Origin of the sequence: Deinococcus peraridilitoris DSM 19664 (assembly GCF_000317835.1) — a bacterium.
Lineage (GTDB): Bacteria > Deinococcota > Deinococci > Deinococcales > Deinococcaceae > Deinococcus_A > Deinococcus_A peraridilitoris.
In genome coordinates this window covers 3,528,735-3,547,821 of sequence record NC_019793.1, presented here as the reverse complement: position 1 = coordinate 3,547,821, position 19,087 = coordinate 3,528,735, and the positions used below count along the sequence as shown (strand labels likewise).

Here is a 19,087-nt window from a genome sequence, read left to right as displayed (position 1 = left end):
TAGCATGACTTACTGGCTCACGCGGTTCGGTCCATCGCCGAACCGTTGAGACTGCTTTTCGCGCCTATGAACAAGCCCACGCCCGCCCTGGGATTTTCCCCGCTGATCGCGCCTCCTTCGGCGCAGCACGTTCACCTGCCGCTTGATATCAGTCCTCTGGATCTTGCGCGGTACGCGGTTGGCCTTGCCAACGTGCGCGGTGGAACGGTCATCGTTGGTATGGGACGTGACGGTGTGCAGGACGCAGGCGACCTGCATCCGCTGCAGGTCACGCACGCCATTTTCGAGCTGTCCGGGGGTCGCCTGAGCGTCAACGTGCAACACCACCTCACGGACGCCGGGCGTGTTCTGCTGGTTCACGTACCGCAGGCGCCTTACCTGCTCGCCACGCCTTCCGGCGAGGTCGTGGCCTGGGATGGCGCGCACCTCGTTCCCGTGAGTGCGAGCAACGTGGAGCCCCTGGCCCAACCCGACTACACCGCCACCGTGCCACCTCACGCTTCGCTCGCCGACCTCGATCCGCTGGAAGTCGCCCGCCTGCGCTCGATGGGGCGACGCGGCGACCTTGCTCAGCTGGCCGACCTGGATTTTTTGCGTGAGCTGGGTTTGCTCGTCGAACAGGACGGCGAATGGCGTCCGACCATCGCGGGCGTGCTGATGGCTGGCACGCCGCGCGCCCTGAAAGCCTACATTCCGCAGGCCGAAGTCGATTATTACCATCACGCTCAGGGCGACGTCGATTTTCAGTTTCGTGAGGATCTGCTGCGTCCCCTTCCGGCGCTGCTGCTGCGGCTCTCGGAACTGGTGCAGGCGCGCAACGCGTTTACTCCGGTGCAGGTCGGGCTGTTTCGCATCGAGGTCTGGGATTTCGACGAGGCCGTGTACCGCGAAGCCATCCTGAACGCCCTGGCGCACCGCGACTATCAGCTGCGCGACGTGGTGCACGTGCATCATTATCCCGACCGGCTGGAGATCAGCAATCCAGGCGGATTTCCGGGCGGCATCACGCCGAAAAACATCCTGCGACACCAGCCCAAGCGCCGCAATCCGCTGCTGGCCGAGGCGCTGGCGCGGCTTGGCTTCGTTGAGCGTGCCGGAGTGGGCGTCGACAAGATGTACCAGTTGATGCTGCGTCACGGCAAAGAGCCACCGGAATTCATCACGTACCCGGACGCCGTAACGCTGACGCTGCACAACCCCGGCTTCGATGCCGAGTTCGTGCGCTTCGTGGCCCGCAAGCAAGAAGAGATGCAGACCCTTAACCTCGACATGCTGATCGTGCTGAGCCTGCTGGGACGGGAGGGTGAGGCGGCGCGGGGCGAGCTGGCGCGCGCCCTGCAACTGCCCGAAGAGCGTACACCGCGCCTGCTGGCCACCATGGAGGACCGTGGGCTGATCACGCGGACCGGGCGTGGATCGGCCACGCGCTACGAGCTGTCACCGGCCTCGCGCGCCGCGATTGGCCGTGGAACGGTGCGACATGCCCATTCCACCGTGCAACACCCGACTCCACAGCCTCCTCCAATGCCTGCACACCCTTCTCCTGCCCTGCAGCGTGCTCAGACGCCCTCCACTTCTGACAGGCCGGCGCGGCCCTCTACGCGCGAGGTGGCCCTGATGCTGGCCGCCCGCACTTCCGGGGTGGCCAACGGTGAGCTCCGGATGGCGTGCGGGCTTTCTACCCAGGGAAGCTGGCGGGCCCTGCGATCGCTTGTCGACGCCGGAAAGCTCGAACGACGCGGCCACGGGCCCCGCGCAGCGCGGTATTTCCTCAAGCAAGGCTGAGGTTTGATTGACAAGCGTTTCATGGGCGAGGTAGCCTTAACCGTCAGTCAATCGTCTTGTGGAACCGATTCCAAGTATAATCGGGGATCGTCGGCAGGCTCTATCCTGGAGTGCACCAACATCGCAGCATTTGTTCTAGTAGGGGGACATATGAAAAAAGCCGTGCTGATTTCCACCTTGAGCCTCGCCTTTTCGGCGGGAGCGGCCTCAGCCCAGGGTGTAACCCTGACCTTCGCCTGCGACTCGGTCGGCAGTGGATACGATCAGTGCAAGACTGGCGCGGACGCCTGGGCCAAGAAGACCGGGAACACCGTGCGTGTGCTGCAGGTGCCCAAAGAGACGGGTGACCGCCTGGCCCTCTACCAACAGCAGCTGGGCGCCAAGTCCAAGGACGTCGACGTGTACATGATCGACGTGGTGTGGCCGGGCCTGATCAGCCAGCACCTCGCCGACCTCAGCAAATCGATTCCCAAAGCGGAACTCGATGCGCACTTCCCCGCGATCGTCAAGAACAACACCATCAACGGCAAGCTGGTGGGCGTACCGTGGTTCACCGACGCGGGCGTGCTGTACTACCGCACCGACCTGATGGAAAAATACGGCTACAAGAGCGCACCGAAGACCTGGGCCGAACTGGAAACGATGGCCAAGAAAATTCAGGACGGTGAGCGCAAGGACAACCCGCGCTTTGTCGGCTTCGTCTTTCAAGGCAAAAACTACGAAGGCCTGACCTGCGACGCCCTGGAATGGGTCGCCAGCTTCGGTGGCGGCAGCATCGTCGACGCCAACGGCAACGTCACCATCAACAACCCCAAGACCGTCGCCGCGCTCAAGACCGTGCAGGGCTGGATCGGCACCATCGCGCCCCAGGCTGTCACCACCTACGCCGAGGAAGAAGCGCGCAACGTCTTCCAAGGCGGAAACGCTGCCTTCATGCGCAACTGGCCTTACGCCTACGCGGCCGGTCAGGACGAGAAGTCACCCATTCGGGGCAAGATCGGCGTGGCCGCACTCCCCGCAGGCCCGGGCGGCAAGCCCGCAGCCACGCTGGGTGGCTGGCAGCTGGCGGTCAACAACTACAGCGCTCACCCCAAGGAAGCCGCCGATCTGGTGCGCTACCTGACCGGGCGGGAAGAACAGAAGCGCCGCGCCATCGAGGCCAGCTACAACCCCACCATTGCCTCGCTGTACAAGGACCAGGACGTGCTCAAGGCCGTGCCCTTCTTCGGCAGCCTGTACGACGTGTTCGTCAACGCCGTCGCGCGTCCCGCCACGGCCACCAAGAGCAAGTACAACCAGGTGTCCAACGCCTTTGCAAGCGGCGTCTACGGCGTGCTGACCAAAAAGCAGACGCCCGAGGCGGCCGCGGCCAGCATCCAGGCACAGATCACCCGCATCAAGGGCCGCGGCTTCTAAGCCGGAGCCGGGCAGGAACCGCACCGTTGGGCGCCCCCTACCAGGGCGCCCAACGTGAATTTGCTGCAAATTCATAACAACGCGCGCATCCTGTCCGGACGTGGACGCCGCACACTGAATATGAAAGGAGCATCATGGCGACTTCTACCCCATCCGCGCAAAGCCACCCCAAGCGTGGCCGCAGCGTCGAAGCGACCCGGGCCCGCACGGCGATCTGGCTGTTGCTGCCCACGTTGATCGTGATCGCCCTGGTTGCAGGGTATCCGCTGCTGCGCACGCTGTACCTGTCCCTGACGGAATACAACATCAACACGGATGCGTCACCGAACTACATCGGATTCGACAATTTTTTCTTCCGTGGTGACGACGGTACGGCACTCGGGCTGCTGACCGATCCGCTGTGGTGGCAGTCGGTCTGGACAACCCTGCGCTTCACGCTGGCCTCGGTGGTGACCGAAACGCTGCTGGGGCTCGCCTTTGCGCTGGTCATCAACAGCAAGTTCAAGGGGCGCGGTCTGCTGCGCACTGCCATCCTGGTGCCCTGGGCCGTGCCGACCGTGGTGAGCGCGCAGATGTGGAACTGGATGTATCAGGACAACTTCGGAATTATCAGCCAGTGGGGACGCAATCTGGGCATGCTGGACGTCGGACAGTCCTTTGTGGCCGACCCCAGCACGGCCCTGTGGGCGCTGGTGGCCGTGGACGTCTGGAAAACGACCCCCTTCATGGCCCTGCTGCTGCTCGCCGGCCTGCAGAGCATCCCCAGCGACATGTACGAAGCAGCTGACGTGGACGGTGCCAGCAAGGTGCGCCAGTTCTTCCGTCTCACGCTGCCACTGCTCACCCCTGCCCTGCTGGTGGCCCTGATCTTCCGCACGCTCGACGCACTGCGGGTGTTCGACATGCCGTACATCGTCAAGGGCAACGCCCCCGAAACGATGACCATGAGCATCTACGCGCGTCAGCAGATGATCGACAACGCACAGTTCGGTTACGGCAGTGCGGTCAGCATCCTGATTTTTCTGATCATCATGATCTTTACCATCGTGTACGTCACCACCCTGCGGGTCCGCTTCGACTGAGGTAGCCATGAACAAGAATCCTGTGCTTCAACGCCTCGGTCTGGCGCTTTTCTGGGTGGTCGTGGCCATCATCCTGTTCTACGTGCTCTTTCCCTTTTACTGGGCGCTCAAGACCAGCCTCACCAGCCCGGGAGAACTTTCGAACACCGCGCTCGACTGGTTTCCCCGTCGGCCCACCCTGGAGAATTACGCGCTGGTGTTTCAAGGTCAGCCTTTCGGGCGCAACCTGCTCAACAGCCTTGGTGTGGCCAGCGGCACCGTGATCATCAGTTTGCTGCTCTCGGTTCTTTCGGCCTACGCACTTGGCAAGTTCCGCTTTCGCTTCAAGCCGATCTTGATGTACACCATTCTGGCGGTCAGCGTGTTTCCACAGATCGCCGTACTGGGGGGCATGTACACCACCGTGCGCGCGCTGGGACTCTACAACCAGTGGGGCGGTCTGATTCTCAGTTACATGATCTTCACCCTGCCCTTTACGGTGTGGGTGCTGACCAGCTTCGTACGTGAAATTCCCGGCGAACTCGAGGAGGCGGCCGTCATGGACGGTGCCTCGCCGCTGCAGACGCTCTTCAAGGTAATGCTGCCGGTGATGACGCCTGCCCTGGTCACCACCGGGCTGCTGGGCTTCATTGCCGCCTGGAACGAATTTCTGTTCGCCCTGACATTCACCACCACGGACGCGGCGCGCACCGTTCCGGTGGCCATCGGTTCGTTCAGTGGGGCCAGCCAGTACGAGAATCCCTTTGCGCAGATCATGGCAGCCAGCGTCATCGTGACGATTCCGCTGATCCTGTTGGTGCTGATCTTCCAGCGCAACATCGTGTCAGGCCTGACGGCAGGCGCAGTCAAAGGCTGACTCCACCTTCCGTTTCTGACGAATCAAGGCGCTCGGTGACCGAGCGTCTTGATTTCTTATGAAGGGTGGAGAGCCCGGCGCTTGTGGTGCCCGCTCCGCTCGCGTACGCTCAAAGCGTGTCCGTCGTGGCGCGGGGCAATCCATGGATCGTGCGGGGCAAAGCGCTCGCGACGATGACCTTGCTGCTGCTGATCAGCTTCAGCCCCTCGGTGGCCTGGTTTGTCTCGCGGCAATACACCCATTGGCAAAGTGATGCCGTCAGTCCGCGCCGGGCGGAACTGCCCCCACCACCGGCTCTCACGGTGGACCTCTCGCGGCGTTACGCACCCCAACTCGCGCGCTACGAGCGTCGGCTCGACGCCCTGAAAATTTCCGCACCGCGCCGCTCGCGGCTGGTCGAAGAGCACTTCCAGCTGTACCGGCGCGCCCACGCGCTGTTCGGTGCGGCTCAGGCAGGTGCGATGCTGGGGCTGATCGAAGCCGAAACCCGCAATCAGGAAATCGCACTGGGGCGCCGCTCCGTGTTCTCCAGCCCCGAGGCGGCGCTGAGCAACGTGGAACGCTGGCTGACCTTTTCGGCGGTGGCGTTGCTGGAACAGCAGCAGGTCGAGCGGCGCGAGCTGTCACGGCGTCTTCGCGCGCTGGCCCCCGTGCCGTTGGCGCCGGAGGTGGTGTTCGTGCACGCGCGCTGGATTAAACGCGCCGCGTCGGTCACCGGGCTGCCCCCGGCGGTGCTGGCCGCAGTGGTCGATACCGAGCAGGCCGGTGCCCGGGTTGCGTACGGTCTGTCCGGCGCCCTGCGCACTTTTACCGATACGGCGGCGCTGCGCACCACCCAGATGTACGGGCGCAGCGGCCTCACGGGTGAGCTCTCCAAAACGGTCGGGCTGACCCAGATGTCATGGCAGGACGCGCTGGGCCAGCAGAACCGGCTGGCCGCCATGAACGCACAATTGGGCGTGCCCTTTCCGGCCAACGAAGCCGAGGCACGCGCACTGCTGTCGCGCCCCTATGCCAACCTGCTGCTCACAGCCTCACGGATCGTCGGTTACCTGAACTACACCGAGGGATTGGGCGCCAACAGCGTCGTTGCGCATACCAGTGCTCAGGTGTACTACCTGGGCCCGGGTTGGCACAACAACCCCGCCCTGGCCTCCAGCGGTCAGACCTGGCCGTATGCCTGGAACGCCTTTTTCAAGGCTTGCCTGTACGAACGGCTTCTGCGGTGACGGCCAGCGGCCGCGCGTTGCCCGCCGCGAATTGATAGCATCCGGGCAGGCATGATTCTGTCAATCGATACCAGCACGCCCTTCCTGGTCCTCGGGTTGTGGGACGGTCAATCCGGAGCAGCGCTCGCCCTGGAGGACATCAAGGAGGTGGGACGTGCCCACGCCGAGGAATTGCCCCAGGCCGTGACGCGGCTCTATCAGCAGTCCGGCCGCCCACCGGGAGCAACAGTGCTCGCCATCGGTACGGGACCGGGCTCCTACACCGGGCTGCGCGTGGGCACGAGCTACGCACTGGGCTGCGCCCGGGCATGGAACGCTGATGTGGTGGGCGTGAGTTCACTTGAGGGAGTCGCCGCTCGCGCCCAAGGCACAGTGGCCGTCTCCGCAGACGCCCGCCGGGGTCAGGTGTATGGTGCGGTGTATCAGGTACATGAGGGGCTGGTCACCGAAGTGCTCGATCCTCCCCGCAAGCAGCCCACCGACGAGTTCGCGTCACTTGCGCGTGGCCTGACCTGGCTGCGTGACGAAGCGCCCAGCGGGATCGCGCTGGCCCGCCTGGCCGCCGCGCGAGGTCAGCCGCACTGGCAGCTGGAGTACAGCTGATCCCTACTTGCCGCACGCTTGATCCAGCTTCACCGCGCCTCAGGACAGCGCGGTCAGGTCGGCCAGGGTCGGTGCGTAAGCGCCCGCACGGGTACAGGCCGCCGCTCCCACCGTCAGGGCAAAACGAATATGTTCGCTCCAGCCCGCCTGCGCATCACGAACCGCGTGGGTCAGCAGACCGGCCACAAAGGCGTCGCCCGCACCGACCGTATCGATCACTTCGACCCGAACGGCCTCAAAGTCGCGCCGTTCGCCGTCCGCGAACAGGCTGGCCCCCTCTCCCCCGCGCGTCACGATCAGCGGCGCGCCCGGATTGAGTTCCCGCATCGCATTGACGGCCTCGGCTTCGGACGACTCGGGATAAAAAAAGCGGACATCCTCATCGGAGAGCTTGATGACGTCCGCGAGCTGCAAGGTGCGCTCGAACATCGGGCGGTACGCCGGGTTGCCGTGAACGTTGCGTGCATTGGGATCGAAGCTGACCTTCGCTCCCGCGTCCCTGGCACGCTCGGCCAGTTCGAGCAGTCGGGTGTTCAGCGGCGCGCGGGCAAGACTGATGCCGCCCAGATGAATCCAGCGCACCGAGCGCATCCACCCTGTGGGCAGTTGATCGGGCTGAAAGTGCAGGTCGGCACTGTTCTCGCCCAGAAACATATAGGCTGGCGGATGCACCTGATGCACCACGGCCATCAGGGTGGGCGCCGAGACCTGCTGCAAGAAGCGCACGTCGAGACCGGCGGCCACCGAGACCCGCCATATTTCGTCGCCGAAGACGTCATGACCGACTGCGCCCGCGAACGCTGAAGGCACACCCAGTGACGCGGCGGCACGCGCGACGTTCCAGCCGGCACCGCCGGCGTGCGACGTCCAGGTCTGCTCTCCCGTACGGACAAGGTCGGTCAGCGCTTCGCCGGCACTGACGATGAGGGGCTGAGGGGAAACGTCTGTCATTCGGTCAGTCTAGAAAACTACCGGGGGCAGCATCCCGGCCGTTGCCTGCCTTGGGCCGGCAGGCCCCAGTACGACAGACCCGAGCACCTGAACCGCCACACGGGAAAATGAGCGCAGCCAAGAACGCCCAGCCTCACAGGTCATCAAGGTGGCGCGCCAGATCGGCAGGGTCACGGTAGACCGCATACGCTCCCTCGTGGCGTGTGTCCCCCCCGCAGGTCAGGAACACCGTCCGCACGCCCGCCTTCTGCGCGGCCTGCACATCGAAAGGCGTGTCGCCGACCATCAGCACCTCGTCAGGCGCGAGCGCCAGCCGTTCCACCGCAGCGAGGATGATGTCGGGCTCGGGCTTGGACGCTTCGACGTCGCTGGCGGTGGTGAACGGCAAATCCGCGTCGGCGAGTTCGGCGCGCTCCAGCAGACCCTGCACCAGGGATTCGTCTGCCGACGTACCGATGATGACCTTGAGTCCACGCGACCGCAAGCCCGCGACCAGCTCGCGCGTGCCGGGCTGGGACCGGACGCGCGCCAGCTCCTCGGCCACAAAGTGCGTCTTCCAGCCTTCCTTGACGCGCGCGTAACGGGCGCTGTCCTGACCGATTCCCAGGACCTCGGGAACGAGCTGGTCGCCTCCCATGCCAACCAGGGAACGCACCCGCTCGAAGGGCACGTCAAGGCCCTCGTCACCGAACGCGCGCACCCAGGCGCGCGCGTGGGCATCGTTGCTGTCGACGAGGGTTCCGTCGATATCGAGAATCACTCCCTGCACGCTTGGCATGTCCGGAGCCTAGCCTGCCCGCGTGAAGGGCAGGTCGGCGTCGCGTTCAGACGAGATTGAGGATTGGCGCCGCCCACTGCGTGAAGTGGCAAGCTGAGCCCATGATCCATGTTGATCAATCGAAACGGGTGCTGGTGACGGGCGCAGCCCAGGGCATCGGCCGGGCGATCGCGGCACTGTACGTGGAGCGCGGTGCCCGGGTGGTGCTGTTCGATACCCAGCCGAAAGTTCAGGATGTGGCGCGCGAGCTCGGGGCCGTAGGCGTGACAGGTGACCTTTCGCTCAGTTCAGACCGCACACAGGCGGTGGCCGCGGCGGTAGAACGCTGGCAGGGTCTGGATGTGCTGGTGAACAATGCCGCCTTTCAGCAGGCTCCCGGCTCGACAATGGAGGTGGCCGGTGAGGGCTGGCAGCGCGCCCTTGACGTCAACCTCGGCGGCCCGCTGTTTCTGTCGCGCGAGTGCGTCCCCCATATGCCATCGGGAGGAGCCATTGTGAACGTCGCCTCGGTACAGGGATTGTTCGCCGAACCCGGCAACGTGGCGTACAACGCCAGCAAGGGAGGACTGATCAACCTCACGCGCGCCATGGCGCTCGATCTGGCACCGAGGGGCGTGCGCGTCAACGCGGTGGCGCCGGGCGCAATCGAGACTGAGGGTGTTCTGGAAGCGATCGAAGGGAGCGACAACCCTGCGCAGACCCGCCGCGACTACGAGGAATTGCACGCGCTGCGACGCCTGGGGCAACCTGGAGAAGTCGCTCAGGCCGTGTATTTTCTGGGCTCGGACAACGCCAGCTTCATTACTGGCACCATTCTGACGGTCGACGGCGGAATGACGGCGAGCTTCATGATGGCCGGAAGACCAGTATAGAGAGGCTCCCGGCGCGCCTTTTGCATGGCCATCCCCAAAGTTTGGACATGTGCTGCCCATATTGTGCGGCCACCTCACGATTCTGGGTGACCGTAGCAGGCTTGCGGTGCCTGAAGCTCGGATTCATCCCCGTAACTTCTCCGGTCCTGGTGGATGTAGATGTCCTGAGTGATCGAGGCGCGAGAGTGCCCCATCTAAGCTGCGATCTCGGTGGCCGACTTGCCGTCACCTGCCTTCCGCGAGCCGAACGTGTGCCGAAGCCCGTGCGCTTTGATGTAATCCACCCTGGCCTTCTCGCAGAGGGGCTTCATGTGGCGCCTGATCTTGTCGCCGTACCGGGAAGTACCCCCTAGCGAAGTGAGCACGTACCGGGATCGACCCGACCCGGCAGGCTGGCTGAACGCCGTTCATCCTGGTGGCGCTTCTGCTCTAGCAAGGGATGTGTTGGTCCGTATGTACTTATTCGGCCTTCACGCACGGTCGGCAGATGACCTGCGGATTCGACACGCTCCAGGACCTACTGCTCCACGCCTCGCCAGCGTCATGGCATGCTCTCAGGACCCTCTTGCCTATAGACCGAGATACCTTGCAGACGTGGTGTCGTCTGGGACGTTGCCCCTCGTAGACCGGGATTCACTCCTTGACATTAATCGTTGAAACACCTATTGTGGAGGTCATGAGCGCCACTCTTCGTGTCGAAATCCAACAAAATAGCCCCTTCCGCAGCCTGGAAGAGGAAGCGGCGCTCAACCTCCACCGCACCGCGCAGCTGCTCGCCGACCAAAGTGAGCTGTCGCTCCGTGAGTATGGTCTGACGCCCACCCAGTACAACGTTCTGCGCATTCTGCGCGGCGCGGGTGATGGCGGGCTGGGCCGCAACGAAATTCGCGAGCGGCTCCTCAGCCGCATGCCCGATGTGACCCGCCTGCTCGACAAAATGGAGGACATGGGCCTCGTCACCCGCGTGCGCAGCTCCAGTGACCGCCGCTGCGTTCCAACCGCCCTCACGGAGAAGGGTCACGCCCTGGTGGACTCGTTGGACGAACCGGTCGCCGAGCTCCACAAAGCGCAGTTCGGGCACCTCACGCCTGGTCAGCTGCACTCCCTGATTGAGGCCCTCACGCTGATCCGCGCGCGGGTATCCCAGGTGTAGGTCCACTTTTTCTGCTACCAAATACTTGTTACAACACTCAATCATCCAACAAGGAGTTCCAGTGATCTTCCCCACAACCATTCCCTACCCCGACCTGCCCGCCGACCGCCTCGGCCTCAAGCCCGAGCGCCACACCCTCCCCGCGAACATCGGCCTCGGAACCGTCACCCTCCAGATCAACGACCTCGGCGCCTCCATCGCCTACTACACCCGGGTCATCGGTCTGACCTTGCACACCCAGGGCGAACAGCACGGCCAGCGCATCGCCACCCTCGGCATTTCCGACAGCCAGACCCTTCTCGAACTCCGCGAGAAGCCCGGCGTCAAGTACGCCCCGCACCGAGGTCGGCTCGGCCTTTACCACTTCGCGCTGCTGCTCCCCACTCGCGCCGACCTCGCCCGCTTCGTCCGCAACGCCCTCAGCCTCGGCGTGCACGTCGGAAGTGGCGACCATCACTACAGCGAAGCCACCTACCTGATGGACCCCGATGGCATCAGCATCGAGGTGTATTGCGACCGTCCCCGCGAAGAGTGGCAGGTCACGGAAGGCGGCGAGATCGTCGGCCGCGCCGACCCCCTCGACCTCCACGCCCTCGTCGCCACTGCTGCCGCGACTCCCTGGACGGGCCTCCCGACCGGCGCCACCATTGGCCACTTGCACTTCTACATCGTTGACCTCGACCAGGCCGCCCGCTTCTACCACGCCGGCCTCGGCTTCCCCAAAATCACCTGGTCGTTCCTCGCCCCCTCGGGCCTGTTCCTCAGCGTCGGCGGCTACCACCACCACATCGGACTCAACACCTGGGCCGCCGGCAGCCCTCCCTCCGGCGAGAACGACGCGCGCCTCCTGACCTGGGAACTGATCCTCCCCGACCAAAAGACCACTGACCAGACGGTGGCCAGCCTCCGGGCCGAAGGCTTCGACGTCACCCCTACCCCCGATGGCCTGCTCGCCAACGACCCTTGGGGCATCACCGTCCGCCTCCGCACCGCCTGAACCTCCCGTCCGCCCGTCGACTCCTCGCTACTCTCACGCCCTCAAGGAGCACCCCATGACCACGACCACCCGCACCACCGCCCGTCCCAGCAAAGCCCTGCACATCACCCTCTGGATCCTTCAGGCCCTCCTCGCCGCCGCGTTCCTCATGACCGGCCTGATGAAGCTCGCCCAGCCCATCACGCAGCTCGCCGGCATGCTGCCTTGGGTCACTGAAGTTCCCGCCCTGCTCGTTCGCTTCATCGGTCTCGCCGAAGTCGCCGGCGCGCTCGGCCTGATCCTGCCCGCCCTCACCCCCATCCGCCCGAATCTCACGCCGCTCGCTGCCCTCGGCCTCGTCGCCGTCATGCTCCTCGCCAGCGCGTTCTACCTCACCCGAGGCGAAGGAATGATGGTCCCGATGAATCTCGTCCTGGCCGCACTCGCCAGTTTTGCCGCCTGGGGACGCACCCGCAAAGCGCCCATCCAGGCCCGCTAAACCTCACCCCTTGAATCCCGCTCGCTGATCCCTTCCCGAGGAGTTCGCACCATGACCAACCCTGCTTCCCAGGCTCACACCGCCGCGCGCATCGACCCGAAGCTCACCCTTGGCGAAGTTGCCCTGACTGTGCATGATCTCGACCTCATCGTGGGGTTCTACCAGCAGGTTCTCGGTCTGCGCCTCCTCGCCCGTGAAGGAACCCGCGCCGTGCTCAGCACGCCCGACGGCCACCCGCTCGTCACGCTGCGCCAAAACCTCCAGGCGCCCATCGCGCCCGGGAATAGCACCGGCCTGTACCAGCTCGCCATCGCCTTCCCCACCCGACCCGACCTCGCCCGCTGGCTCCGGCCCGCTCCTGCGGAACCGAGTTCAGCGAACGCAAAGGTACACCCCTGTGGAACACGCGTGCTGCCGAGGACCATCTGGTGAGCGCTGTAGAGCACCTGGGCGCCGGGAATGCCCTGAAGACCACCGCCAAGTTGACCAAACTGAGCCGCCCTACCGTCCGTCGCCTGGCCATCCTGACCGGCGTCCACGCCCAGGGCATTCACGAGCAGCACGCCAGGGAGCTCCAGCTCAGTGCGTTGCAGGCCGATGAGCGGTACGGCTTCTTTGAACGCAAGGATCAGCAGCTGTGGGAATGTGGGAAGCCACCGTTATCGAACCCAGGAGCAAGTTCCTGGTGCAAAGTGAACTCGGCCAGCGGAACGAGGATCTTGGACGCCGCCTGTTGCTGGGAGCCCGTCAACGATTGGCCAACCCACATGACCTGGTGCTGTTCACCGACGTCTGGGCGGTGTACGAGTCACTGTTCCCCGAGGTGTTCGGCGTTCCGTACCGTGCACCTCGTAAAGGATCACAGGAGCACTTCAAGAAGCTGCGCTTCCGGGTGCCTCGCACGCTGGCACACGTGCTGATCATCAAGCGGAGGGTGGTGGAAGTACTGCAACGTATCGCCCATGGCAGTTGGTCGAGGGTGGATGCCGAGGTCGAACAGCTTGGCTACCAGACACCGAACACTTCAGCGGTGGAGCGGCTGAACGGCACGTCCACAAGGATGAATGCCTTTGAGGCCAGGAAGAGCCTGGCCTTTGCCCGTACATCCCTGATGCGTCGTGCGCTGAGCCAGCTGTGCATGGGCTGTATCACTGGTGCAACGAGCAGCGCGGCTTACGTGTCAAGCTGCCTGAGCCACAGGGACGGCAGCAGTACCAGCAGCGCACCCCAGCTATGGCTATCGGCATCAGCGCGGACATCTGGTCGGTCGCTGACTTCCTTCGCTTTCCCATCCACCGAGGTGAGCAAAGTTCCACCCCACTGCCGACCATCCTTAGCCAGCAGATATTGCGCTCAAGCGTGATCTGCTTGATTCACTTGTCGTAGCGTGAGCACCGCCCCAGCCTGCAAGCCATCCGAGGTGAACACGGGATTCGCAGCCCCTGACACGAGAATGATGTCTCCATCTGGACGCCGAATCTGCCAGTGTGCGTCGCGGACCACCTCTCCCTGCCGTAAGGCCCGCACCAGAGGCAATTCATCCTCAGGGTGCGGCTGGCCGTCCATTGTGAGCAGGTTGTACGTATCGGTGTACGCTTCCGGAGTAATATCCAGCACTTTCACGCCGTGTAACTCCGCCGCGACGTCATTCACGAAGATGAGCCGTCCCTGGCTGTCCGCCACAATGACACCTTCCTGCAGGTGCGTCAGCACCGCAGCGTGCTCTTCAGCCAGGCGTTCACTTTCCTTACGAGCTTCGACGTACCGGGTGACATCCACGACCAAACCCAACACCCCGCTGATCTGCGCATCGAATCCTCGCAGTGGAATGTACGAGGCGTTGATGTAGATCTCCTTTGGCGTCCCCGTATATGGATCGGTGAGTTGGGCACGTGCCTCTGTCACTTCGACGACTTCTCCTGTGCGGTACACCTGATCGAACAGCTCGTAAAAGCCTTGACCTTCGATGTCGGGGAAGGCGGCGCGAAGCGCGCGTCCTTCGATGTCACGGTTGTTGATCAGCTGACGCGCGAAGTCATTGCTGTATTCAAAGACATGCTCCGGTCCGCGCGTCAGGTACAGCGCGACTGGGGCGGCCTGGAAGATGTTACGCAGGTAGCCTCGTTCAGCTTCTTTGCGGAGCAGCCACTGCCGGTCGGTGATGTCCCGCAGGATCAACCCCAGGCCGCCATCGAGTGGGAAAGCGCGAACTTCGAACCAGCTGAAGAACGTGGGAAAGAAGACATCAACTTCCGTGGTGATCTTCTGTTTGCTGGCGCGGTGCAGTTCACGCCAGGTGTTGGTGGTGGGATCGGCCGGGATGAGGTGCTGGAGGGTGAGTTCGTCGCTGAGCTGGGGGTTGCGGAGCATCAGGCGGGCAGGTCGGTTCAGGTACGTGACGTGCCAGTGCTCGTTGACGGCGATGAAGCCGTCATTCATGGCCTCAGCGAGGACTTCAAAGGCGGACATGACAGCAATCTACAACGACCCGAACGCTGGTGAACAACAGGACGAACGTCAATTGCGTCTACGACCGCTTCGAGGACTGGCATGCCTGTGAGGTTGCACCAGTTGAGGTTGACCCGATTTTACGCAGGTGGGAATAAGCCCAAAGATAGGGGGCACCACCATGACGAATCGCAAAGTGTACACCGCCGAATTCAAACGAGATGCCGTCAACCTGGCCGAGTCCACCGGCAACGTCGCGGGCACAGCCCGAGACCTGGGGATCAGCGACTCCGTACTGCGAAAATGGATCAAAGCGGCCCAGCAGGGCATGCAAGCCTTTCCTGGGCAGGGCCGTCAGCACCTCACGCCGGAGCAGCAAGAGATCAAGCGGCTCCGACAGGAAAACGAAATCCTGCGGCAAGAACGGGAAATATTAAAAAAGGCGGCTGCCTGTCTTGGGCAGAACGGACGCCCATGAGGACGCCTGCCCGCTTCTTTGCCAAAGAAAGTCGCTGATCTTCGCGTTCATCCACGACAACCGACACGAGTTCCGCCTGGACATCTTGTGCCGAATGCTCGGGGTGGCGATCAGCGGATACTACACCTGGCGAGGAAGGCCAATCTCGCAACACCAGTTCCACGACGCAGCTCTCTCTTTGCGGATCAAAGCACTGCACGAGCAGTACAAGGGCCGCTACGGTGCTCCCCGCCTGCACATCGAACTCGCACAGGAGGGCCTGAAGTGCAGCAAGAAGCGCGTAGCTCGTCTGATGCGGACGGCTGGTCTGAGGGCCAAAGGCAAGCGCAAGCATGTCGTCACCACCGACAGCAATCACGAACTGGCTGTGGCAGAGAATCTACTGCAACGCGACTTCCAACCTCAGCAGCCTAACCAGGTCTGGGCTGGAGACATCACCTACATTCCCACCAAGGAAGGCTGGTTGTACCTGGCAGTCGTGCTGGACTTGTACTCCAGGTTGATCGTGGGGTGGTCGATGAGCGACCGTATGCCTGCCGAGCTACCGGTGGCGGCCTTGCAGATGGCTGTCCAGCGCCGGTCACCGCCTCCAGGGCTGATTCATCACAGCGACAGGGGAAGTCAGTACGCCAGTGGGCTCTTCCAGGCTGAACTCCAGCAGATCGGAGCGCAAGCCAGCATGAGTCGGCAGGGAAATTGCTGGGACAATGCCTGCGTAGAGAGTTTTTTCGCCACCCTCAAGCGAGAGCTGCTAGATAGTGAGCCGTTTGAGTCACGAGAAGCAGCCAGGGCCGCCATCTTCTCGTACCTGGAAGTCTTCTACAACCGCCAGCGCCGTCATTCGACCCTTGGCCTTGGCTACTTGACACCACACCAGGCTGACCGCCATGCTCAAGCCGCTTAACTTCACCTACGCAAAATCGACCCAACCCCAAGTTACGCGCAGACAGGGTACGCCTATGAGCAGCGCCCTCTTCGCACACGAGAGAATCCACACCCTTGCTTCAAGTGCGGAGCGGGTATGACAGTGTGCGTGCCGCACGATGAACACAAACGTGTCCACAGTCACCTCCTCCGCATTGGGTACCCGGCAATGGTGAGTGGTTTCACTCCGAACATCTGATCAGTCACTGGCCTCATTCGCTTCCCCCTCTATCGGGGGACGGCATGGTTCCACGCAACTGCCTACTGTCCCATATTGGCCGACAAGGCAGCAGGCCAGGTAGTACAGGACGGCATTCTCTCAAAGGAGGAATGCCGTCCTGTAGTACCTTCAACCTGCTTAAACACATCCAGAGAAACTGGCTTACACATAGGACCGGCTCACTTCATGATGGCCGGAAAGCCAGTCTGATCTAGGGAACGTCATCTGCGTCACAGTGCGGCCTGGCGAGGATTGTTTGGGCGGGCGACCTTTATTCGCTCGGTTCAAGCGCGCGTGGGTAAGAACCGATGATCTTGACGAAGCTCGCGCGGTGCAACACCCCGACCAGTGACTTGGCAATGGCAGGGTCACGGGCGTCGCCTTCGAAGTCGACGTAGATCAGGTAACTCCACGCCCGGTCACGGCGAGGACGGGACTCAATTTTGCTCATGTTGAGCCCGCGCAGTTCACTGAGCGTCTCGACCAGAAACCCCGGTGTGTGCCGCACCGCGAAGACCAGTGAAGTCTTGTACGGCACGTCCTCGCGCGGTGGTTCCGTGCGCGAAAGCACCAGAAAGCGCGTGTAGTTGAAATCCTCGTCCTCGATGCCTTGAGCGAGCACGTCGAGGCCGTACAGTTCTCCGGCGCGCCGTGAAGCGATTACGGCCTCATCCCGTGCGCCGCTGCCCAGCAGATTCTCGGCCGCGCCGGCCGTGTCATAGGCGGCGACGGGCAGCAGGTGGTGCCGGGCGAGAAAGCCGTCACACTGCGCCAGGGCCTGTGGATGCGAGGCGACCCGACGCACATCTTCGAGCTTGACGCCCGGCAGTGCCAGCAGGTGGTGCTTGACCCTTACGATGATTTCGCGCACGACGTGCAAATCGGTTTCGAGCAGCAGATCGACGTTCTGGTGCACGCTGCCGGCCAGGCTGTTTTCGACTGGCACGACGCCCAGGTCAGCCTGACCCCCGGTGACTGCCGCGAACACCTCGTGAAACGTGGGGTAACCGCGTGGCTGGGCGTGCTCGCTGGCCAATTGCGCGGCGCGTTCACCATAGGCACCCGGCACCCCCTGAAAGGCCACCACCGTGGATGTCGGGGGCGCGGCGTCCTGCGCGGACCAGATAGGGTGGGCGTCTGCTGTTCGTTGATCGGGAATGCCCATTATGCCCCAAAGCCTACGCGCCCGCCGAACGCAAGGCAAGAACGGATGTTCGGCACGGTGTGCCGATCCGGCGACCGGACTGTTGAAGCGAAACGGACCCCAGATGGGGTGCGCGTTGCCTTTTGCACTATCATGCAGCCGACATGGCCGACAATCTGCTGAACCTCGACGCCACCGACCTGGTGGCCGCCCTGCGCCGCCGTGAGGTGAGTGCGCTCGAAGTGACCGAGCTCTACCTGCGCCGGATCGAGGAGCACAATCCCAACGTCAACGCCGTACGCGAAATCAATCCACGTGCCCTGGAGTTCGCGAGACAGCTCGACCAGCAGAATCCGACCGGACTTTTGCACGGCCTGCCCGTGCTGCTCAAGGACAACATCGATACGGAAGGTGAACTGCACACGACCGCCGGAGCCTGGAATCTGCGCGCGCACCGCGCCGAGCGTGACGCACCGCTGGTGGCGCAGCTGCGCGCCGCCGGTGCGATTGTGCTGGGCAAGGCCAACATGACCGAATGGGCCAACTTCACGACGTTCGGTATGCCCAACGGCTTCTCGTCGCTCGGCGGACAGGTGCGTAATCCCTGGAAAGATGGCGCTGACGTGGGAGGCAGCTCCTCAGGAAGTGGTGCGGCCGTTGCGGCGCGTCTGGCACCGATTGCTGTCGGCACCGAAACGTCCGGGTCAATTCTCTCACCAGCATCGAGCAACGGGGTGGTGGGGCTCAAGCCGACGGTCGGCCGCGTTTCGCGGGGTGGAATCATTCCGATCGCCTCGAGCCAGGATACGGCCGGGCCGCTGTCACGCACGGTTCGCGACGCCGCATTGCTGCTCTCCGCCATGAGCGCGCAGGATTCTCACGACCAGGCAACGCACGCGGCGCCACCCTTCGAGCCGGATTTTTCGCCTGATGCGCTGGCGGGCGCCCGCCTGGGTGTAGCGCGCAAAGCCTGGGACAGGCTCACCCCCGAGCGGCGATCTGCGCTGGATGACGTGTTGGAAGTCTTGCGGCAAGCGGGCGCCGTGATCGTCGAAGACTCCGACCTGAGCACCTGGGACGAACTGCAACACGGTGGTCTCGAGGTACTGGTCTATGAATTCAAACGCGACCTCAATGCCTATCTTGGAGGCGTCAGGAACGGCCCGCGTAGTCTGCGTGAGGTCATTTCGCAAAATGAGGCGGAGGGACACATGCCGTATGGTCAACTGCTCCTGCTGGCAGCAGAGGCGACTTCGGGGACCTTGCGGGAAGGGGCCTACCTGCGTGCGCGGGCCCGCGATCTGGAGCTGGCCCGCGACCGTGGGCTGAGCGCGCTGTTTTCTGGTCTGTCCCTCGATGCGTGGCTGTCACCTGGCGCGGGCGCGTCGCATGTCGGGGCCAAGGCAGGCTTTCCCAGCGTATGTGTGCCGGTCGGTGTGGTAGAGGGCACACCGCTCGCCCTGACCCTGACGGGACCCGCCTGGGCCGAGCCACGCCTGCTTTCCATGGCCGCGGCTTATGAAACGCTGCGCGGTCCGTGGGAAGCGGGCCTCTGATACCGAGTTGCTTTGACGCCCGAGCGAAGCAAAGACCTCAACGCCGAACGAAGTGAGTGTACTCAGCCACGAGGTTGCGGCAATCGAGGAAATGGAGGAGCACCTGAGAAGAGCACC

The 19,087-nt window shown here is 63.5% G+C and carries 17 protein-coding genes and 1 pseudogene; 14 read left to right on the top strand and 4 right to left on the bottom strand.

What is annotated here, in order from left to right:
- The first annotated feature begins 66 nt into the window (after nucleotides 1-66).
- The 6 genes from DEIPE_RS17210 to tsaB all read left to right on the top strand — a co-directional run bounded on the left by DEIPE_RS17210 (nucleotide 67) and on the right by tsaB (nucleotide 6,971).
- Nucleotides 67-1,785 (top strand): AlbA family DNA-binding domain-containing protein, encoded by a 1,719-nt coding sequence (locus tag DEIPE_RS17210; protein WP_015237254.1) that lies wholly within the window; start codon nucleotides 67-69, stop codon nucleotides 1,783-1,785.
- A 150-nt stretch (nucleotides 1,786-1,935) separates the two neighbouring features.
- Nucleotides 1,936-3,201 (top strand): ABC transporter substrate-binding protein, encoded by a 1,266-nt coding sequence (locus DEIPE_RS17205; RefSeq protein WP_015237253.1) that lies wholly within the window; start codon nucleotides 1,936-1,938, stop codon nucleotides 3,199-3,201.
- Between the two features lie 134 nt (nucleotides 3,202-3,335).
- Nucleotides 3,336-4,283: a carbohydrate ABC transporter permease gene (locus tag DEIPE_RS17200; RefSeq protein WP_015237252.1), complete on the top strand. Its 948-nt coding sequence runs from the start codon at nucleotides 3,336-3,338 to the stop codon at nucleotides 4,281-4,283.
- 7 nt (nucleotides 4,284-4,290) lie between these two features.
- The gene (locus DEIPE_RS17195; RefSeq protein WP_015237251.1) at nucleotides 4,291-5,139 is read left to right on the top strand and encodes a carbohydrate ABC transporter permease; all 849 of its coding nucleotides are present in this window, start codon (nucleotides 4,291-4,293) and stop codon (nucleotides 5,137-5,139) included.
- A gap of 116 nt (nucleotides 5,140-5,255) precedes the next feature.
- The gene (locus DEIPE_RS17190) at nucleotides 5,256-6,368 is read left to right on the top strand and encodes a hypothetical protein (protein ID WP_245557556.1); all 1,113 of its coding nucleotides are present in this window, start codon (nucleotides 5,256-5,258) and stop codon (nucleotides 6,366-6,368) included.
- Between the two features lie 51 nt (nucleotides 6,369-6,419).
- Nucleotides 6,420-6,971, top strand: a complete 552-nt coding sequence (gene tsaB, locus DEIPE_RS17185; RefSeq protein ID WP_015237249.1) for a tRNA (adenosine(37)-N6)-threonylcarbamoyltransferase complex dimerization subunit type 1 TsaB — start codon at nucleotides 6,420-6,422, stop codon at nucleotides 6,969-6,971.
- 39 nt (nucleotides 6,972-7,010) lie between these two features.
- On the opposite strand, the gene DEIPE_RS17180 is transcribed toward tsaB, so the two are convergent.
- Both DEIPE_RS17180 and DEIPE_RS17175 read right to left on the bottom strand, forming a co-directional pair.
- On the bottom strand, nucleotides 7,011-7,922 hold the full coding sequence (locus DEIPE_RS17180; protein ID WP_015237248.1) for a carbohydrate kinase family protein: 912 nt from the start codon (nucleotides 7,920-7,922) through the stop codon (nucleotides 7,011-7,013).
- A 133-nt stretch (nucleotides 7,923-8,055) separates the two neighbouring features.
- A complete protein-coding gene (locus tag DEIPE_RS17175) occupies nucleotides 8,056-8,700 on the bottom strand; it encodes an HAD family hydrolase (RefSeq protein ID WP_015237247.1) in 645 nt (214 codons plus the stop codon).
- A gap of 101 nt (nucleotides 8,701-8,801) precedes the next feature.
- Here DEIPE_RS17175 and DEIPE_RS17170 point away from each other — a divergent pair, with 101 nt between their 5' ends.
- The 6 genes from DEIPE_RS17170 to DEIPE_RS22485 all read left to right on the top strand — a co-directional run bounded on the left by DEIPE_RS17170 (nucleotide 8,802) and on the right by DEIPE_RS22485 (nucleotide 13,563).
- Nucleotides 8,802-9,572 (top strand): SDR family NAD(P)-dependent oxidoreductase, encoded by a 771-nt coding sequence (locus tag DEIPE_RS17170; protein WP_015237246.1) that lies wholly within the window; start codon nucleotides 8,802-8,804, stop codon nucleotides 9,570-9,572.
- Between the two features lie 676 nt (nucleotides 9,573-10,248).
- Nucleotides 10,249-10,725 (top strand): MarR family winged helix-turn-helix transcriptional regulator, encoded by a 477-nt coding sequence (locus DEIPE_RS17165; protein WP_015237245.1) that lies wholly within the window; start codon nucleotides 10,249-10,251, stop codon nucleotides 10,723-10,725.
- A 61-nt stretch (nucleotides 10,726-10,786) separates the two neighbouring features.
- Nucleotides 10,787-11,722 carry a VOC family protein gene (locus tag DEIPE_RS17160; protein WP_015237244.1) on the top strand — a complete coding sequence of 312 codons (936 nt, stop codon included), beginning with the start codon at nucleotides 10,787-10,789 and terminating at the stop codon, nucleotides 11,720-11,722.
- A 55-nt stretch (nucleotides 11,723-11,777) separates the two neighbouring features.
- A complete protein-coding gene (locus DEIPE_RS17155; protein ID WP_015237243.1) occupies nucleotides 11,778-12,200 on the top strand; it encodes a DoxX family protein in 423 nt (140 codons plus the stop codon).
- 51 nt (nucleotides 12,201-12,251) lie between these two features.
- On the top strand, nucleotides 12,252-12,632 hold the full coding sequence (locus tag DEIPE_RS17150) for a VOC family protein (protein WP_052326735.1): 381 nt from the start codon (nucleotides 12,252-12,254) through the stop codon (nucleotides 12,630-12,632).
- Nucleotides 12,633-12,843: 211 nt separating this feature from the next.
- Nucleotides 12,844-13,563 carry a hypothetical protein gene (locus DEIPE_RS22485; RefSeq protein WP_052326734.1) on the top strand — a complete coding sequence of 240 codons (720 nt, stop codon included), beginning with the start codon at nucleotides 12,844-12,846 and terminating at the stop codon, nucleotides 13,561-13,563.
- On the opposite strand, the gene DEIPE_RS17140 is transcribed toward DEIPE_RS22485, so the two are convergent.
- Nucleotides 13,554-14,669 carry a PAS domain-containing protein gene (locus DEIPE_RS17140; RefSeq protein ID WP_015237241.1) on the bottom strand — a complete coding sequence of 372 codons (1,116 nt, stop codon included), beginning with the start codon at nucleotides 14,667-14,669 and terminating at the stop codon, nucleotides 13,554-13,556. The two genes, DEIPE_RS22485 and DEIPE_RS17140, sit on opposite strands and share 10 nt — an antisense overlap.
- A 160-nt stretch (nucleotides 14,670-14,829) precedes the next feature.
- On the opposite strand from DEIPE_RS17140, the pseudogene DEIPE_RS17130 reads away from it, so the two are divergent.
- Nucleotides 14,830-16,030: pseudogene (locus tag DEIPE_RS17130) on the top strand (IS3 family transposase).
- Between the two features lie 511 nt (nucleotides 16,031-16,541).
- On the opposite strand, the gene pheA reads toward DEIPE_RS17130, so the two are convergent.
- Nucleotides 16,542-17,435 carry a prephenate dehydratase gene (gene pheA, locus DEIPE_RS17125; RefSeq protein ID WP_015237238.1) on the bottom strand — a complete coding sequence of 298 codons (894 nt, stop codon included), beginning with the start codon at nucleotides 17,433-17,435 and terminating at the stop codon, nucleotides 16,542-16,544.
- 143 nt (nucleotides 17,436-17,578) lie between these two features.
- On the opposite strand from pheA, the gene DEIPE_RS17120 reads away from it, so the two are divergent.
- Nucleotides 17,579-18,970 carry an amidase family protein gene (locus tag DEIPE_RS17120; RefSeq protein WP_015237237.1) on the top strand — a complete coding sequence of 464 codons (1,392 nt, stop codon included), beginning with the start codon at nucleotides 17,579-17,581 and terminating at the stop codon, nucleotides 18,968-18,970.
- Nucleotides 18,971-19,087 lie beyond the last annotated feature (117 nt).

What these genes read in the sequence shown, in the direction of transcription:
- DEIPE_RS17210 (WP_015237254.1), top strand. Translation starts at nt 67, where the DNA reads ATGAACAAGCCCACGCCCGCCCTGGGATTTTCCCCGCTGATCGCGCCT.
- DEIPE_RS17205 (WP_015237253.1), top strand. Translation starts at nt 1,936, where the DNA reads ATGAAAAAAGCCGTGCTGATTTCCACCTTGAGCCTCGCCTTTTCGGCG.
- DEIPE_RS17200 (WP_015237252.1), top strand. Translation starts at nt 3,336, where the DNA reads ATGGCGACTTCTACCCCATCCGCGCAAAGCCACCCCAAGCGTGGCCGC.
- DEIPE_RS17195 (WP_015237251.1), top strand. Translation starts at nt 4,291, where the DNA reads ATGAACAAGAATCCTGTGCTTCAACGCCTCGGTCTGGCGCTTTTCTGG.
- tsaB (WP_015237249.1), top strand. Translation starts at nt 6,420, where the DNA reads ATGATTCTGTCAATCGATACCAGCACGCCCTTCCTGGTCCTCGGGTTG.
- DEIPE_RS17180 (WP_015237248.1), bottom strand. Translation starts at nt 7,922, where the DNA reads ATGACAGACGTTTCCCCTCAGCCCCTCATCGTCAGTGCCGGCGAAGCG.
- DEIPE_RS17175 (WP_015237247.1), bottom strand. Translation starts at nt 8,700, where the DNA reads ATGCCAAGCGTGCAGGGAGTGATTCTCGATATCGACGGAACCCTCGTC.
- DEIPE_RS17170 (WP_015237246.1), top strand. Translation starts at nt 8,802, where the DNA reads ATGATCCATGTTGATCAATCGAAACGGGTGCTGGTGACGGGCGCAGCC.
- DEIPE_RS17165 (WP_015237245.1), top strand. Translation starts at nt 10,249, where the DNA reads ATGAGCGCCACTCTTCGTGTCGAAATCCAACAAAATAGCCCCTTCCGC.
- DEIPE_RS17155 (WP_015237243.1), top strand. Translation starts at nt 11,778, where the DNA reads ATGACCACGACCACCCGCACCACCGCCCGTCCCAGCAAAGCCCTGCAC.
- DEIPE_RS17150 (WP_052326735.1), top strand. Translation starts at nt 12,252, where the DNA reads ATGACCAACCCTGCTTCCCAGGCTCACACCGCCGCGCGCATCGACCCG.
- DEIPE_RS22485 (WP_052326734.1), top strand. Translation starts at nt 12,844, where the DNA reads ATGTGGGAAGCCACCGTTATCGAACCCAGGAGCAAGTTCCTGGTGCAA.
- DEIPE_RS17140 (WP_015237241.1), bottom strand. Translation starts at nt 14,669, where the DNA reads ATGTCCGCCTTTGAAGTCCTCGCTGAGGCCATGAATGACGGCTTCATC.
- pheA (WP_015237238.1), bottom strand. Translation starts at nt 17,435, where the DNA reads ATGGGCATTCCCGATCAACGAACAGCAGACGCCCACCCTATCTGGTCC.
- DEIPE_RS17120 (WP_015237237.1), top strand. Translation starts at nt 17,579, where the DNA reads ATGGCCGACAATCTGCTGAACCTCGACGCCACCGACCTGGTGGCCGCC.